The following is a 14757-nucleotide window of genomic DNA, read 5'->3' as shown; positions in this document are numbered from 1 at the left end:
GATCCGATGACGTCAACTGACGGCCAGGTACGCACGTACGGCGGGTGGCGACGCAGCCGGGGTATGGGCCTGATGGGCCTGGGCTCCGGGCAGACACTGATGGTGCTCATCGCCCTCACCGTACTGATCATCTCCGCCTCGCTGAGTCCGACCGCTCTGGCCATCGCGGCCGGGCCCGCACTGTTGATCATCGGTGGAACCGTCCTGCGTTGGGATGGTGTACCGCTGCTGCATGGAGTGCTGCAGCGGGTCCGCTGGGGGTGGGGGTCAGCACGTGGCTACACGTCGTATCGATCCGGTGTGACGGTGGCTCATGCCCAGGCTTGGCGGCTACCCGGGCTGCTGGCCCCCACCACCCTGCTCGCCGTCACCGACCCTGCCGGGGACTTCGGGCTCGTCTGGCACAAGAGAGTCGGCACGATGACGGCCACCGTTCGGACGGCGGCGACGTCGACGTGGCTGGTCGACCGGGATCAGGCGACATCGTGGGTGTCGAACTGGGGCGGGTGGCTGTCCTCGCTCGGATATCTGCCGATCGTGCGGTGGGTGACGATCACGGTGGACACCGCGCCAGCGTCCGGGTCGCGGTTGGCTGACTACGTCGCCCGGCGCGTCGCGCCGAACGCTCCAGCGTCCGCCCGGCGGGTGCTCGCACAGCTGGTCGAGACGAGCCCGGCGGCGGCCGCCGATGTCGAGACCCGGGTGACGATCACCTTCGACCCCGCCCACTCCCCTGCCCGGCCCCGCAACCTCGACGAGTCCGTCGCGGAGATCGGCCGGACCCTGCCGGGTCTGATGGACTCACTCGGCAGCTGCGGGGTGACCGTGCTGGGTCGGGCCACCGCCCAAGACCTCACCGCGACCGTGCGCACCGCCTACGACCCGCTGGCGCGTGGCGACGTGGCACGGCTGGTCAGCGACGGCGACTCGAATCCAGGCCGTTGGCTGGACTGGGACACGGCCGGGCCGGTCGCGGCCGAAGAGCACTACGACCACTACCAGCACGACTCGGGCTGGAGCGTGTCGTGGGCGTGGCACGAGGCCCCGCGGGCGCAAGTACACGCCGACGTACTGTCCCGGCTGCTCGCCCCCGGCCCCTATCCCAAGCGGGTCAGCCTGGTATACCGCCCGTTCTCCGCCGGGCAGGCGGCCAACATCGTCGAGCGGGAGGTCAACGCCGCGGCGTTCCGCGACGCATTGCGAGCGGCCCAGAAGCGCGACGAGAACGCCCGCGACCGCGCGGACAAGGACCGCGCACTGCGCGCGGCCCAGGAGGAAGCCGCCGGCTCAGGCGTCGGGCTGATGTCGATGTTCGTCACGGTCACCGTGACCGACAAGGCCGAGCTCGGTCGAGCCATCGCCGACGTCGAGTCCCGCGCCGAGGTCGCCAAGATCCGGCTGCGGCGGCTGTGGGCCAGCCAGGCCGCGGGGTTCGTGACCACCCTGCCGTGCGGAATCTGCCCACCGCAACTGGCCACCCAGTGGCCCCGCTGACCGGTGTGAGGAGCTACCGATGACCACACACGACTCCGCGGTGGACGCGCCCTCCCGCGGGCCGGTCGCCCCGTCATGGGGATTCCGCGTGCCCGGCGCCGGCCGAGTCAGCCACCTCGCGCCGGGAATGGAATACCAGGGAACGACCGTGCAGCTGTGCGGGATGTACCCCTTCGTGGCCGGATCCGGCTCACCCATGCTCGGCGTGCCCATCGGAAGGCACATGTTGTGGGGCGAGGTCCTCTGCCTCGACCCGCTGGCCTGGCTGAACGCCGGTCTGGTGACCAACCCGGGCATGTTCCTCCTCGGCCAACCAGGGGTGGGCAAGAGCTCGTTGGCAAAACGCCTCATCACGGGTCTGGTCGGATACGGCACGCAGGCCCTGGTCCTCGGCGACACCAAACCCGACTACACCCGGCTCGTCAGCCACCTGGGCGGCCAGGTGATCCGGGTCGGGCGCGGCTTGGACCGGATCAACCCGCTGGATTCCGGGCCGCTGGGACGCGCGCTGGCGCGGATGAGCGGACCGGACGCTGACCGGTTGCGCCTGGAGATCCGAGGCCGCCGGCTGTCACTGCTCCTCGCGCTGTGCACCCTCGTGCGCGCCGGCCGGGTCACCAACCCGGAGGAGGTCATTCTCGGGCGCACCGTAGACGTGCTGACCGCCCGGTTGGACCGTGAGCCCACCGTGCCCGACGTTCTCGGGCTCCTCGAAGAAGGACCGGACGAGCTGCGGGCCGCCGCCCGGGCCGGTTCGGCGGCGGAGTACCAGCGGCGGGTCGCTGAGTTGATCCCCACCCTGGCGCTGCTGTGCGAAGGCTCGCTCAAGGGCGTGTTCGACGCCGAGACCACAACCCCGATCGACCTGGACGCACCAGCGGTGTCGGTGGACATTTCCCACGTCGCCGCCGCCGGCGACCAACTCGTCGCGGCGGCGATGCTGTGCACCTGGGCGTACTCGTTCGGCGTGGTCGACGCGGCCGCCGTGCTTGCCGAGCAGGGCCTCGCGCCACGGCGGCAGTTCTTCGGCGTGATGGACGAGCTCTGGAGAGCACTACGCGGCGCCCCCGGCCTTGTCGACCACGCCGACGCCCTGACCCGGCTCAACCGTCAGCGCGGCATGGCCTCGCTCATGATCACGCACAGTCTCGACGACCTCGAAGCGTTGCCAACAGAGGAGGACCGGGCCAAGGCCAGGGGCTTCTTCGAAAGGGCCGCGATCAAGGTGATGGCGGCGCTGCCAGGGCGGGAGTTGGACCGGATCAGCCAGATCACCCGCCTGTCCGCGCCGGAGCGGGAAATGGTGTCCTCCTGGGCCGCACCGGAGGCACTGTTCGCCGGCAGCGTCCACCCCGGCCGGGGCAAATACCTGATCAAGACCGGGGAGAGGCCAGGGCTTCCGGTCGCGCTGACACTGGTCGGCGACGAGTGGGACCTGTACGACACGGACATGGCGGTACGAGGAACCGATGTGCGGTCGGTGGCCCGGGCGGGTGGTCAGCGATGAGCCTGTCCCAACACCCGGTGCAACCCCGCTCCAGCGCCGGCACCATGCCGCTGACGCCGTTCCTGCTGCTCGCCGCGGCGTGGGGGGCGATCGCGCTGGCATGGCTGGCGTGGGCCGCCGGTGCGCTGACCTCGGCGATGACGAACCAGCCCGGCGGGCCAGCCTTCGGCGCGGCATTCGTCGACGGGCTGCTCCATGGCCAATGGGCCGTGCTGTATCCGCACGTCAATCACACCGCCGTCGCAGGCGTCTACGGCGCGCTGGTGGCGGCCGCCGCGGCGCCCGTGACGGCCGGCTGGGTCATCTGGGAGCGTCGGCGCACGCACGCCGGGGACCCGCTGCCGTCGATGGCCCGTCCTCGCGAGGTTGCCGACCTCACGCCCGCCGGGGTGACCAAGCGGGCGTTGCAGCTGCGGCCCAGCCTCGGCGACACCCCGGTCAAGAAGCTCGCCGGCGCCGACCTCGGCGTCGCGCTGGGCACGATGGTGCTCCCCGGCCGGCGCGGGCCGACGCTGCGGGCCTCCTGGGAGGACGGCGTGCTCGCGGTGATGGGCCCGCGGGCCGGAAAGACGACCTCGCTGGCGGTGCCGTTGATCCTCGACGCCCCCGGCGCGGTAGTGGCGACCTCCAACCGGGCTGACGTGTGGGCAACGACCCGCGCGGCCCGGGCCCGCGTGGGCCGAAACTGGGTGTTCGACCCACAGGGCATCACCCGCACCGGACAAGGCTGGTGGTGGAACCCGCTGAGCAGCATCAGCTCGGTCGAAGACGCCTCGCGGATGGCGTCGCACTTCGTGCAGCCCATCAAGCGGGACAAGGGCGAGGACTTCTGGCTGCTCGCCGCCGAGGACCTGCTGACCAGCTTCTTCCTCGCCGCCGCGGCCAGGGGCGCCGGCATGAGCGACGTGCAGGCGTGGCTGGCCGACGCCGGCGACGACGAACCTGTCGGCCTGCTGTTCGAAGGCGGATTTCCCGAGGTGGCCCGAGCGCTGCGGGGCAGGCAGAACGGTGCGCCGGAGACCAGGGACGGCATCTACGAGACCGCCCGTACGGCGGCAAAATGCCTCCAAGACCCCCGCATCATGGCCTGGGTCAACCAACCCGGCACCGAGACAGGCCTCGACCAGTTCAACCCGGACCTGTTCCCCCTCAGCCGCGACACCCTGTACTTGCTGTCCAAGGACGGCGCCGGCTCCAGCGGACCGCTCGTGGCGGCCCTGACCGACCAGGTCATGCGCCACGGTGTGCGTCGCGCCGAAGCACGCGGCGGCCGTCTCGACCCACCCATGCTGTGCATGCTCGACGAGGCGGCGAACATCTGCCCCCTGGCCGACCTGCCGCAGCTCTACAGCCACTACGGCGGCCGCGGCATCATCCTGGTCACCATCCTGCAGACCTATCAACAGGGCACCACGGTGTGGGGCGACCGGGGCATGGGCACCCTGTGGGGAGCCGCAACCGTAAAGCTCATCGGCGCCGGCGCAGACGACCCCCGGTTCGCCGCCGACGTATCCGCTCTGGTCGGCGAGCACGACGTCGCCACGCTATCGATGACCCGCGACGGCTCCGGCACCATGTCGCGCCAAATCAGCGTCCGCCGGCAGCGCATCCTGGGCCCCGAGGACGTTCGGGCGCTCAAACGCGGCCACGCGATCCTGCTCGCCTCCGGCGCACGGCCGGCCATGCTGGAACTCAGCCCGTGGTACCGCCAGCCCGCCGCGGCCACGCTCACCGCCGAAACCGCCGCCGCGATCGCCGAAATCTCCGACGCCGCCGAGCAGGAACGACTCATCAGCGACCTGTCCGCCCAGGGAGTAAAGCTGCCTGCGCTCGCGTCCCCGACCGTCATCGAGCGCGCACCTCAGCCGAGCACTGGGACCCCGGCCGGCATTGAGCCTGCGCCGTTGCGGGAGAGCTCGGGAGCAGACGGAACCGGCGAGGCCGACAGCTCCGGCGGGCCCGTCGACTCGATCCACTCGACCACGTCGCGGATGCCGCGCTTCCGCGGCTCGGCACGGCGGCCATGAACGGACGCACCGACCCCGACCCGCGGCGACTCATCGCCGCGCACGAAATAGCCACCGAGTTCTACCGCTCCCACCTGACCGACCAACCCCGGGCACTGGCGTACCTTCGCAGCCGCGGAATCGTGGCGGCGACCGCCCAGGACACGCCGTGGACCATCGGCTACGCGCCACGCGGCTGGGTGGTTCTGCGAGAGCACCTTCGGGCTGCCGGGTTCACTGACTCGGAGTTGCTCGACGCCGGGCTGATCACCAAAACCAGCAACGGAAACCTGATCGATGTGTTCCGTGACCGGGTCATGTTCCCGATCCGCGATGCAGACGGCCAGGTCGTCGCCTTCACCGGCCGTGACGTGTCCGGACGGCCCGGCACTCCGAAGTACCGCAACACCACCAGCACAGCGATCTATTCGAAGAAGGCCGTGCTGTACGGACTCGCGGAGCAACTCCGCGACGGAGCTCAGCCCGACCTGGTCATGATCGTGGAAGGTCCCGCGGACGTGGTCGCGGTGGCCGGGCTGCGCCCGTCGCTACCCGACCGCAACCGCCCGTATGTGGCGGTCGCTCCGTGCGGCACCGCGCTGACCGCCGAGCAAGTCGCGCTGCTGGCCGACGCGGTCCCGTCCGGCACCCCGATCGCTGCCGCATTCGACGCCGACGCCGCTGGGCAGGGTGCGATCGACAAGTCCTACGAGTTGCTGCGCGACTGGTCAGGGCCGGTTGAGGCCATGTCGTTTCCGGCCGGGTCGGATCCGGCGTCACTGATCGCCGACGGGTCAATGGCCGCGGTCGCCGCTCTCGCGCTGGCTCGCACGCCGCTGGTCGACGTTGTCGCCGAGCACCGGATGACCCCGCACCTGGACCGGCTCCGTCAACGGCTCGCCGAACTCGCGCGTTTCGGTCGGGACCCGTCCTCGGAGTCGTTTCAGATACGCCTGGACGCACTGCGCGCCGTGGCGCCGCTGCTGGCCGAGGTAGGCGACCGGGATGCGGTGGCTGCGGCGCGGTTGACCCACCAGGTGACGCTACGACTGGACCTCAACCCGTTGACCGTCTTCGAGGCGATCTACCCGCCCGGGGACGACGACCTGATCGGCGATCCGGGGCAGGCCCCTGCGCCGGATGCGGCTGCGGTCGAGTCCGCCGCCGGAGCGGCCACGCCGATGAGCGGCGCCGGGTTTCCCGACCCGGAGGCCGTGGGACACCAGTACGCCCGGACCAGTTCGTCGGGCGCGGCCGCGACCTGGGTCGAACACGACCCGGGCACCGGCCACACCGCCTGGGTGATCGCCGAAGGCGCCGGCGACACCGCCGCTGACCGCGACGCCGCTGCTCTGGCCGGCGAGGTCGCCGGCCGGGTCGCGGTCCTGGTCGGCGCGCGGCGGGCCGTCGAGATCGCCCGCACGGCGGTCAATACCCACTTTGCCGCCCTCGGCGCGGCACACCAGGGCAACGCCAGCATCGTGGTGCTCACCTCGTTCGACGGCGACCGGCCGGTCGCGGGGCGCGAGAGGTTCACCGTCGCGTGGGCCGGAGATGCCCGCGCCTACGCCATGACGCCCCGATGGATAGGCCCGTTGACGATTGACCACACGCTGCGCGGGCGGGCCGGTCCCGGCGCCCCGACCCGCCCGGGGGACGGCGCGTTGACCGCATCGGTACGCGGTGGGGCCATCGGCGTCAACCGCATCGATGTGCCGGTGACGCGGATCGTGTTGTCCGGCCGGTCGCTGTCCGCCGCGACACCGGCGCAGTTGCGGGAGGCGCTGGAGCGCCAGCAGCCCGCCGCCGGTGCGGCCGCCCTCAGCCGGCTCGGGGGCCCGGCGGCGGCCGTGCTGGTGGTGCGGCCTCGCCCGGACCGTGTCCGCGACGCCATGAACGCCGCGCGGCTGGCGCGCCAGGATCAGGGGCCGACGACGGCGCCAGCGTCTGCCAGAGCGGCGTTGCGTGAGCGGCCTCGGCGGGCTGCGCTGCCCGCCGCTGCGGCGGCTCAACGCAACAGCTGAGCCACCATCAGCGGACGTTGTCGGTGGTTCGTTCAGCGTCGCTTGACCTGCGGCGCACCCTGCAGCTGAGCCGCCCGGCTTCGTGTCCGGCTCGCCCGTTCGACCGGCTCGGCCGGGCTCTGCGGGTACCACTGCCCGGCCAGCTTCGCCGGGCTCATCGGAGCACCCAGTGCGGCCGCTGCCCCCACACCGGGCCGTTCCGCCACGTCCGCGCGGGCGGCCAGGGCGCGGGTCGCGGTGCCCGCCGCGCGCAGCCCGCCGAGCAGCTCGGTGAACACAGGGTGCTCCGGGGGCGCGGTCACCCAGTGCGTGGCGCGGATCAGCTGGCCGGGTCGGCGGATCAGGCGCCGCGCTTCGGTGAGCACCCCGCCACGACCGTGAGCGCGCAGCGTCGCGTCGTGGAGTTGGTCGGCCAGATCCGGCATCCGGGAAAGGATCTGCGCCGTGCCGGTGCGCCACGCCGACCGAGCCGCCTCGTCCGCGGCCCACCGGGGCGGATCGGCCCACTGGCCGGCTGGCCGAAGCTGGCCCTGCAGCCATGTCGCCACTCCGGACATGGCAGCGGTCAACGTACTCAGGTTGCCGCGATCCGGCACGGGGCTGCGCAACTCGTTGGCGAACTCGAGTACGCCCCGCCATGGCCGGGCGGTCGTCGCGGCCAACTCGTCGAGCGCGGGTGTCCCAGTCGTGTGCGCTTGCACGTGCCCAACCGACCGGGTGATGCCCACCGCCGCGGTCGCGACGCGGACCACCTGCTGCACCGTCAGGTCGTCGCCGCGGCGGGTCAGCCACGCGCGGGCGGCGTCTACCGCTGCCACGCATTCCTGTAGTGAGGCTGGGGATGCCCACCGGTGCGGGTCGTCGACCGCGGGCCCGATGGCCAGGGCCCGGACCGGCGCCTGAGCTCCGTGACCGAGGCCGACGATGGTGCGCGCATCGTTCCGCAGCGAGCCGTTCTTCGTCTGCCAGGCGTCTTGCTCGGCGGCGGCCAGCACCCTTCCCAGCGGTGCTGGCGCCTCCTCCGGCCACAGCCAGCGGGCCAGGCGCACGTCCATGTCCGCGGCGGCGGCCGCGAGGCGCGCGACAGCGGCGAGGTTGTTCTCGCGGCCGACGCCCGCGAGAAGGGCGATGCCGTCTGCGGTGCTCGGTTGGTGGTCGTCGCCGGGTCCGGTGTATGGCCCGGTGTTGCTGATCAGGATGTCGCCGGCGATCTGTAACGCCTGGTGGGCGCTGTGCAGCGCGACCGCGACGGGCCCGATGGGTGGGATGTTCCCGACGCCCTCGCTTGCCGTGATCGAGTGTGCGGTCGCGTAGCGCAGCGCCGTCGCCAGGTTCGCCGCTGCCGTCTGGTTGCCGCCGGCCCGCTGCCGGTCCGGGACGACACCGCGTTGCGGCAGGTCGGCCTCCCGCACTCCACCGACGGCCACGACCTGCCGCTCCACACTGCGGTACAGCCGGATCCTGGCCAGGGCGGCGGATGCGCGGACGGCAGGGTCCGGCGGGCGCGGTTGGCGCAGGATGGCATGGGCGCGCGCCAGTTGCGCCGCCGCGGTTTCGAGGTAGTCGCCGTAGTCCATGTCAGGTCAGCTCCGCGACGGCGTCGTCGAGTCGGTGCGCGACCTGGGCCCAGACCAGCCGACGCCACCCCGGGCCGGCCTGGCCGCCGGCGGCGGTGGCGTACAGGTCGGCCAGTCGACGCACGGCTGTGGTGACCCCCTCCCTCAGGCCAGGGTCGCTGGCTGCCGGCAGGACAGGACGGGACGTGAGGGTGACCTGCTCGGAGAGGTCGAGACCCTCCTGGAGCTCGCCGATGGCGTCGGTCATCGCCACGGTGTAGAAGTCCCAGTCGGCGGGCATGGCCGTATCGGGGGCGACACCGGCGTACGCGGCGAGCAGCAGGGCCTGCTGCGCGTCAGGCCCGTCGAGGTTGCTCGTGCTGTTCAGCCGGTCGGTCGCGTCCATCAATGCGATGCGGTAACTGTTCATGGGCGGCACTGTCCGCCTCCTTCCGTGGTTGGGCAAGCCAGGTGTGGTCGTGCTGTGGATAAACGAAGTCGCGTCGAGGCTGTGGATAACCGCGAACGCGGTCCCCGCCGCTCAGTCCCACCAACCGTCCGGGGCCGGTTCGATGGCGGCGTCCGCCGGCGATTCGTGTTTGCCGGCTCGGTTGCCCTCCGGGTGGCGGCAGTTGCGGAACGGTCCGTCGATGCCGAGCAGGATCGGCAGGTGGTGGTCCAGATCGAGCCACCATCCGGATTTGGCTGCCGGTTCCCACCGTGCGCCCTCCCAGGTGTTCCACAACAGCGTGAGCCGGGCGATCGCTTCCGCGTGCTGCCACCACTGGGGACACCACCGGATGCGTTGGTTGCCGGGCACTCGGTGCAGGAACATCGGGGTGAAGTAGCCGCCCACCCAGGCTTCCACGCTCGGATACAGCGGCGGCTGAGCCTGCCGCTCCTCGGCCAGTTCGGCGGCGGGCGGGTCCTCGAGTACGGAGTGGGTCATCGGGTCCTCCCTGCCGTGCGCGTCGGGCTGGTGGCGGCCGGGCGTTTGCCAGCCACGTGTCCGGGCAGGGCCGCGGGGTGGTTGAGTCCCTCCGGGTACCACTCCGCGGCGAGCTGCGCGGCGTTACGGGTGCCGGCGGCGGCACTGTCACGCTCGCCGTCCGCGGTGGCGCGCTTGTGGTCGACCAGGCCGGTCGTGTGTTCGTTGACGGCGGTCGCCGGGTTGTCGGGCGTGGCCGCGTCGCTGCGGCCGTCGGCGAGGTCCTGCCCGGCTCGGGCGGCGAGGGTTTCACGCAGCGCCTGCGCGGCAGCGGCACCGCCGGCGCCGAGCTGGTCCAGTTGTTCGGCGTAGTCACGCGGGTCGACGCCGGTGGACAACCGGATCTGCTCGTCGGTGACAGCGGCGGCGAAAGCCGCTTCTCCGATCGCTACGTCGCCGGGGTGCAAGGCCGCCGCCCGGCCGCCGCCGTGGGCCCGCATCACCGGAGTGCGGGCCATCTCCTGCGCCGCGGTGCGCATCGCGTCGGCGCGTGGCACACCCGCGCTCACTCTCTGGTCGTAGAGGTCCATCGGCCGCGGATACATCTGCCGCAACCGCTCCTCGACGCGCTCGGCGGCCTCGGCGTACTCGGGCCCTTCATGCTCGCGTGCCCGCGCCGTGCGCCAGACCGTGGCGAGGTCCAACAGGTCCGCTCGAGCCAGCCAATCCGGATCGGCTGCCTGCCCGACCACCCGTTGGTCGTGCTCCACGCGCTGCCGGGCCGCGTACTGGGCCAGCTTGTCGCTCTCGCCCGCCAGCCTCTGCGCATCCCGGTCTCGTCTGTCCTCGTCGGTGTGCTGTTGCTCCTCCCGTCGTGCCCGCCGGCGCATCTCCTCGGCGGCCAGCCGAGCGCTGGCCTCCGTGAGCGTCGAGAGCACGGCGATGCCTTGGCCGACTCGCTGGCCGAGCTCAGCGGCCAGGTCGGCGTGTTGGTCTTGCCCGATCCGATCCATCTACCTCTCCCCGGGGTCGCGTCACCTGCCGCGGCCCGTGTTGGTGGACCGGGCCTGACGTCGACGATCGTGGGCGCCGGTTGGTGGAGGGGTTGACGGTGGCGTTGGCTGCGGCGTTACCCCCGTGTCCGCCACGGCCGGCGACGTCGTGCCCTGCCTGGTGCCAGCGGTGCGCAGCAGCCCGGCGGCGGCGCGGGCGGCGCGGGCCTGGTGCAGGCGTTGTTGGCTTTCGCGCATGTCGGCGAGGGCGTCGGCCAGCAGCGACATCTGCATGACCATGCGGAGTGCTTCGAACACGGCCGCGTTGTCGCTGAGTTGTCCGGCCAGTTTCATCAGCCGCGACATGGACCGCAGGCCCTCGGCGCGGCGGGTCCGCGGCAGCGGACGCCGGTACGGTTCGCGGGTGGCTCGGTCGAGCACGCGGGCCGCGCGATGCAGCGGCCCTCGCGGGTCGTCGCCTTCCATCATTCGAGCGGTGACGGTGAGGGCGTCAGCGGCCGCGTACGCGTCCGCGCCGGCGGCACCCTGGCCACCCGCGGCACGCTGGCGGATGGCCTCGGCGGCGGCGCGCACCTGCTCGGCGGCCTGCCGGTAGACCTCGGCCTGCTCGATCAGTGGCGGGGCCGCCTCGCCGGTCGAGGTCTCGTCCCAGCGGGTCCGCAGCTGGGGCAGGGTCAGGTCGGGCGCCAGCCGGCCGCCGCCGTACCAGACCGGCGTGCCATCGGCGATGGTGTGCCCATCGAGGGCGACCGCGTAGCCGGTGACCTGTCCGGGATCGGTGCTGCTGTGCCGCAGGCGGACCTGCAGGCCCGCCGCCCGAAGCAGGTCGAAGAACTCGGCGCTGGATCCGGCGGCCGCCGCGGCGAAGCGCACCTCCCGGCGCAGCCGGTTACGGGCGGGTTCGCGGCGACCGGTGCGCCGGGCCTTGTTGACCTCGGCCCGGTGGGCGCGGGTGTCGGCGGTGCGGTCGGCGGGCCCGACCCGGTGCAGACCGTAGCGCTCCTCAAGGTCCCGGGCGGTCCGCTGGCATCGCCAGCGGTCGTTGCGTCCCCACTCGGTGCGACGGTCCTGACGGACCAGGGTGGCGACGATGTGGATGTGGTCGTCGGCGTGGCGGACCGCGATCCACCGCACTGCCCGGGTGTCGCCGTGGGGCGCCAGACCGGAGCCGGCGACCATCTCCCTGGCGATGTGCGCCCACTGCTGGTCGCTCAGCGTCCGGTCGGAGGCGTGATTGCGCACGGAGGTGTGCCACACCGTGCGCTGCGGTGGGTTGCGGCCCGCCCGGACAGGCTGCTCGAGCAGATCGACCAGTTGGGTGAAATCGAGCTTGCCGCCCGGGCCCGCCACCGGCTCGAGGCGGGACAGCGGTCCGGCGCCGTCCCACGCGGCCACCAACCGGGGGTCGCGGTGTTCTTCTCGACGACCGGGCCCGTACAGGTAGCGGATGAGCCCGCCGACCCGGGTACCGCGCTTGTGGATCGATGGGATCACTGGAGCCGCCGGTCGACCATCGAGATCACCTCATCGAGGGCCTGCATCCTGCGCTCGCACATCGCGACGGCTTGTATCAACCAGTCCGGGGCCGCCCCGGTGGCGTTCAGGGCGGCCACGGCCTGGTTGAGGTTGGTGCCAATCCGACCGACGGCGACACGCGCGTCGAACAACTCGGCCTGCAGCTGCGCCAGGCCCTCGCGGCCGCGGTCGAGCGACGCGGGCGGGGTTCCCCGGGCGGCGGCCAAGCCCGCCTCGGCCAAAAACCCGGTCGGCGTCAGACCGGCGTCTTCCGCCGCCTTCTGGACGTCGGCCATCTCCTGTTCGGTGAAGCTCGGAGCGATCCGCCGCGGCCGGCCCGGATACAGGTGGGTCCGGTCACGGCCACGACCCTCCCGCACTCGAGTGTCGCCATGCGCCATGTCGCCGAGCGTTGTCGTCACCGGTTGCTGCCACCGTTAGCGGACTCGCTGACGGTCCACGAGCGCCACGCTCTTCCAGGCTCCGACCGCGCCCGGTCGGACCAGCTCCTGTTACAGGAGCTATAACTTGCTCCCCGGCCCAGCCGGGTCGATGGATGGGGGCGGCCACCGCAGTAGTGGCCAGTCTGAGAGCTCGCCGGCGGAGCCGGGCCGGTCGCCTGGTTGATCTTGACGCGCCGCGACCGGCCCCAGCCGGTCGAGCCGGGAGACGCTCCAGGCCGCTGGTGCACGGACCACAGGGGACTCACGCAGCTTCCGGATCAGGGAGTCGGCCCTGGACCGCGTGGGCGGGTTGCTCGAAGCGGTGACGCAGCACGTGGTCCTGGGGAGGCATGCCACTGCGGAGCGCTGTGTCCGCCGGGATTGACGACGCGGGAGGCGCCTGGCCTCGCGCGGCCGCGAGCGGGGGGGGCCACCAACGCGAGCGGGCCTCAGCGCGCCCGATCCAAGACGTGCTCGCGATCGTCGCCGCGGACCCGGGGTCTGAGAGTCACCGGCACACCGGCATCTGGGAAGCGAGCCGGCATTTTGCGGCTCTTGGAGGGGGTCGACGCAGGCGGCCTATAATGATACCCTTTATGTGAACGGTCGGACGAGCGAAGGAGACGACAGGTGGCGAACCCGAACTTGGCCCAGGACCTACCTCAAGCAGGCCTCGGGGCCGACGAACACAGCGCAGTGGCCCCGAAGCTCGACACCGCCGAGCCGGGAATCGCCCAAGCAGCGGAAGAGATCCGCGAGAGCTGCCTCGGCACCCCACCCCCCATCGGCGCCGAGGTCGCCACAGCGGTCCAGAAGTTGGTCGAGGCGGTCAAGGGTGACGACCGGGTCTGCGAGGACGTGGCCGAAGAGGCGAACGCGCTCTGGGCCGCGATGCAAGAGGCGACCGCAGCCGACGCCGTCTCCCACAACCTGATCCGGCTGGCGAACCTCCTGGACGGCATCTACGAGAACGAGGACCGAGGTACCCCGGTCTTCGACGCGGCCATCACCGTCGCCACGGCGTACCTGCGATGAGCCGGCCCACCACCGCTCAGCGAGAGGCGGCCCGGGCGGTCCTCACCAACGCGGGCACCTTCACCGGCCTTCAGCCGCTCACCCCTGCTGACATCGACGACCTGGTCGACGCCCAGGCACAACGCGCCGACCCCTCGCAGCCGCTATCCGGCGACGAGTTGGACGCGCTCGGCTTTGACTCAACCCTGCGCAACCAGCCACGGCGCCGGCCTACAGCGCGCTGACCGGGCGCCATCCGTGCGGCCCGGACCTTGGATCAGCCAGGGCCCGGACCGTGCGGTGCACGCCCGACCAGCCGACATCGCCCGCGAAGGGGATCTGAGGCATGACCGACCAGCCGACCGTAGCCGTGGCCCTCGTCTTCACGAGCCACTACCGCTTCGTGACGACCGGAGCCACCGAGAAAGAGGCGCGCGACGCCATGATGGCCGCCTGGCAGCGCCACTGCGACCACACCCGCGCCGAACGCGACTTCCTCGACCCTGACGAGGACATCATCGTGCTGGAGGCGCCGATCGGGAGCGCGTTCCGGGACTACTCACCGATCTAGCCGTCCACCCCAGGCACGGCATCCAGGAAGCCCACCGGCACGGAGGAGAACCATGTCCCGGACCGAACGCGTTCGCAGTGGCGCACCGCTGTCGGTGCCTCACGAGTGGGTGAGCCCGGCTGGATGCGAGCTGTGCGGGCGTTTTCATGCCGGCGTGTGCCTCAACCCGGTGACCGCGTCGCCGGCAGGACTGCTCACCGTCAGCGACGCGCTTACCCCGCTCGGGGAGGTTGTGGACGCTGCCGCCGAGCACCTGGCTGTTCGGCACAGCTACCTCGACCCGGAGGCGGACGAGTGGCCGGACTGGGTTCTCGCCGAGCTCATCGTGCTGTGGCGGGCGGGACCGTGCGAAGACTGCCCGGTCTGGAACTGGAAGGAGCTGGCCCATCACTTCATGGGCTGGTGGCAGTGTGAATACGAACGGGCGCTGCCCGTGTGGGCGTGCAGGTGCGGCGCCGTCTTCAAGGTGTGCGCCGCGTGGGATCGCGCCTGGGACCTGTACCGACCGACCGCGGACGGGCTGCTGGGCGACGCAGCCGGCGCGGTCCGGCTCGACAGCAAGGGCCGTGTCAAGCGCAGCGACGCCTGCCCGGACTGCAACCGAAGCTTCGGCGGCACCGTCGCCGAACAGGCTGACCCGCAGGGCTGCCTGTTCTGAAGGAACAAGCACCAGCCGACGACGACCG

The 14757-nt window shown here is 71.9% G+C and carries 14 protein-coding genes; 8 read left to right on the top strand and 6 right to left on the bottom strand.

The genetic code is table 11. The features are described from left to right. The first annotated feature begins 6 nt into the window (after positions 1–6). Genes Asi02nite_RS18520 through Asi02nite_RS18505 form a run of 4 tightly spaced genes read left to right on the top strand, consistent with a single transcriptional unit; the run spans position 7 to position 7031 of the window. Complete coding sequence (locus Asi02nite_RS18520) at positions 7–1494, top strand: SCO6880 family protein (RefSeq protein WP_203714604.1); 1488 nt, start codon at positions 7–9, stop codon at positions 1492–1494. A 19-nt stretch (positions 1495–1513) separates the two neighbouring features. Continuing rightward, the gene (locus Asi02nite_RS18515; RefSeq protein ID WP_203714602.1) at positions 1514–3001 is read left to right on the top strand and encodes a putative type IV secretion/conjugal transfer ATPase; all 1488 of its coding nucleotides are present in this window, start codon (positions 1514–1516) and stop codon (positions 2999–3001) included. 44 nt (positions 3002–3045) lie between these two features. Then, a complete protein-coding gene (locus Asi02nite_RS18510; RefSeq protein ID WP_203714600.1) occupies positions 3046–5028 on the top strand; it encodes a type IV secretory system conjugative DNA transfer family protein in 1983 nt (660 codons plus the stop codon). Next, positions 5025–7031 (top strand): toprim domain-containing protein, encoded by a 2007-nt coding sequence (locus Asi02nite_RS18505; RefSeq protein WP_089255374.1) that lies wholly within the window; start codon positions 5025–5027, stop codon positions 7029–7031. Before Asi02nite_RS18510 ends, Asi02nite_RS18505 begins: the two co-directional genes overlap by 4 nt. Before the next feature lie 32 nt (positions 7032–7063). Here Asi02nite_RS18505 and Asi02nite_RS18500 read toward each other — a convergent pair whose 3' ends face one another. The 6 genes from Asi02nite_RS18500 to Asi02nite_RS18475 all read right to left on the bottom strand — a co-directional run bounded on the left by Asi02nite_RS18500 (position 7064) and on the right by Asi02nite_RS18475 (position 12465). Next, complete coding sequence (locus tag Asi02nite_RS18500; protein ID WP_203714597.1) at positions 7064–8608, bottom strand: hypothetical protein; 1545 nt, start codon at positions 8606–8608, stop codon at positions 7064–7066. Between the two features lies 1 nt (position 8609). Further along, positions 8610–9017 (bottom strand): hypothetical protein, encoded by a 408-nt coding sequence (locus Asi02nite_RS18495; protein ID WP_203714596.1) that lies wholly within the window; start codon positions 9015–9017, stop codon positions 8610–8612. A 111-nt stretch (positions 9018–9128) separates the two neighbouring features. Further along, a complete protein-coding gene (locus tag Asi02nite_RS18490) occupies positions 9129–9536 on the bottom strand; it encodes a DUF4913 domain-containing protein (RefSeq protein WP_203714594.1) in 408 nt (135 codons plus the stop codon). Continuing rightward, positions 9533–10528 carry a hypothetical protein gene (locus Asi02nite_RS18485; protein WP_089255370.1) on the bottom strand — a complete coding sequence of 332 codons (996 nt, stop codon included), beginning with the start codon at positions 10526–10528 and terminating at the stop codon, positions 9533–9535. Before Asi02nite_RS18485 ends, Asi02nite_RS18490 begins: the two co-directional genes overlap by 4 nt. 21 nt (positions 10529–10549) lie before the next feature. Next, a complete protein-coding gene (locus Asi02nite_RS18480; protein ID WP_089255369.1) occupies positions 10550–12022 on the bottom strand; it encodes a relaxase/mobilization nuclease domain-containing protein in 1473 nt (490 codons plus the stop codon). Then, positions 12019–12465: a hypothetical protein gene (locus Asi02nite_RS18475; RefSeq protein WP_239126808.1), complete on the bottom strand. Its 447-nt coding sequence runs from the start codon at positions 12463–12465 to the stop codon at positions 12019–12021. The genes Asi02nite_RS18480 and Asi02nite_RS18475 overlap by 4 nt, the downstream gene beginning before the upstream one ends. A 651-nt stretch (positions 12466–13116) precedes the next feature. On the opposite strand from Asi02nite_RS18475, the gene Asi02nite_RS18470 reads away from it, so the two are divergent. From Asi02nite_RS18470 to Asi02nite_RS18455, 4 genes are all read left to right on the top strand, one after another. Further along, positions 13117–13521, top strand: a complete 405-nt coding sequence (locus Asi02nite_RS18470) for a hypothetical protein (protein ID WP_144022944.1) — start codon at positions 13117–13119, stop codon at positions 13519–13521. Continuing rightward, a complete protein-coding gene (locus Asi02nite_RS18465; RefSeq protein ID WP_089255366.1) occupies positions 13518–13745 on the top strand; it encodes a hypothetical protein in 228 nt (75 codons plus the stop codon). Before Asi02nite_RS18470 ends, Asi02nite_RS18465 begins: the two co-directional genes overlap by 4 nt. A gap of 101 nt (positions 13746–13846) precedes the next feature. Then, positions 13847–14071 (top strand): hypothetical protein, encoded by a 225-nt coding sequence (locus Asi02nite_RS18460; RefSeq protein ID WP_089255365.1) that lies wholly within the window; start codon positions 13847–13849, stop codon positions 14069–14071. 52 nt (positions 14072–14123) lie between these two features. Continuing rightward, the gene (locus Asi02nite_RS18455; RefSeq protein WP_144022943.1) at positions 14124–14729 is read left to right on the top strand and encodes a hypothetical protein; all 606 of its coding nucleotides are present in this window, start codon (positions 14124–14126) and stop codon (positions 14727–14729) included. The last annotated feature ends 28 nt before the right edge of the window (positions 14730–14757 follow it).

Source organism: Asanoa siamensis, assembly GCF_016862555.1.
In the GTDB taxonomy this organism is placed as follows: Bacteria; Actinomycetota; Actinomycetes; order Mycobacteriales; family Micromonosporaceae; genus Asanoa; species Asanoa siamensis.
Note: the sequence above shows the minus strand (reverse complement) of the source record. Positions and strands in the feature narration are given on the sequence as shown.

Coding starts and splice junctions, on each gene's coding strand:
- Asi02nite_RS18510 (WP_203714600.1), top strand. CDS start 3,046: ATGCCGCTGACGCCGTTCCTGCTGCTCGCCGCGGCGTGGGGGGCGATC.
- Asi02nite_RS18500 (WP_203714597.1), bottom strand. CDS start 8,608: ATGGACTACGGCGACTACCTCGAAACCGCGGCGGCGCAACTGGCGCGC.
- Asi02nite_RS18485 (WP_089255370.1), bottom strand. CDS start 10,528: ATGGATCGGATCGGGCAAGACCAACACGCCGACCTGGCCGCTGAGCTC.
- Asi02nite_RS18465 (WP_089255366.1), top strand. CDS start 13,518: ATGAGCCGGCCCACCACCGCTCAGCGAGAGGCGGCCCGGGCGGTCCTC.
- Asi02nite_RS18520 (WP_203714604.1), top strand. CDS start 7: ATGACGTCAACTGACGGCCAGGTACGCACGTACGGCGGGTGGCGACGC.
- Asi02nite_RS18460 (WP_089255365.1), top strand. CDS start 13,847: ATGACCGACCAGCCGACCGTAGCCGTGGCCCTCGTCTTCACGAGCCAC.
- Asi02nite_RS18490 (WP_203714594.1), bottom strand. CDS start 9,536: ATGACCCACTCCGTACTCGAGGACCCGCCCGCCGCCGAACTGGCCGAG.
- Asi02nite_RS18505 (WP_089255374.1), top strand. CDS start 5,025: ATGAACGGACGCACCGACCCCGACCCGCGGCGACTCATCGCCGCGCAC.
- Asi02nite_RS18455 (WP_144022943.1), top strand. CDS start 14,124: ATGTCCCGGACCGAACGCGTTCGCAGTGGCGCACCGCTGTCGGTGCCT.
- Asi02nite_RS18515 (WP_203714602.1), top strand. CDS start 1,514: ATGACCACACACGACTCCGCGGTGGACGCGCCCTCCCGCGGGCCGGTC.
- Asi02nite_RS18495 (WP_203714596.1), bottom strand. CDS start 9,017: ATGAACAGTTACCGCATCGCATTGATGGACGCGACCGACCGGCTGAAC.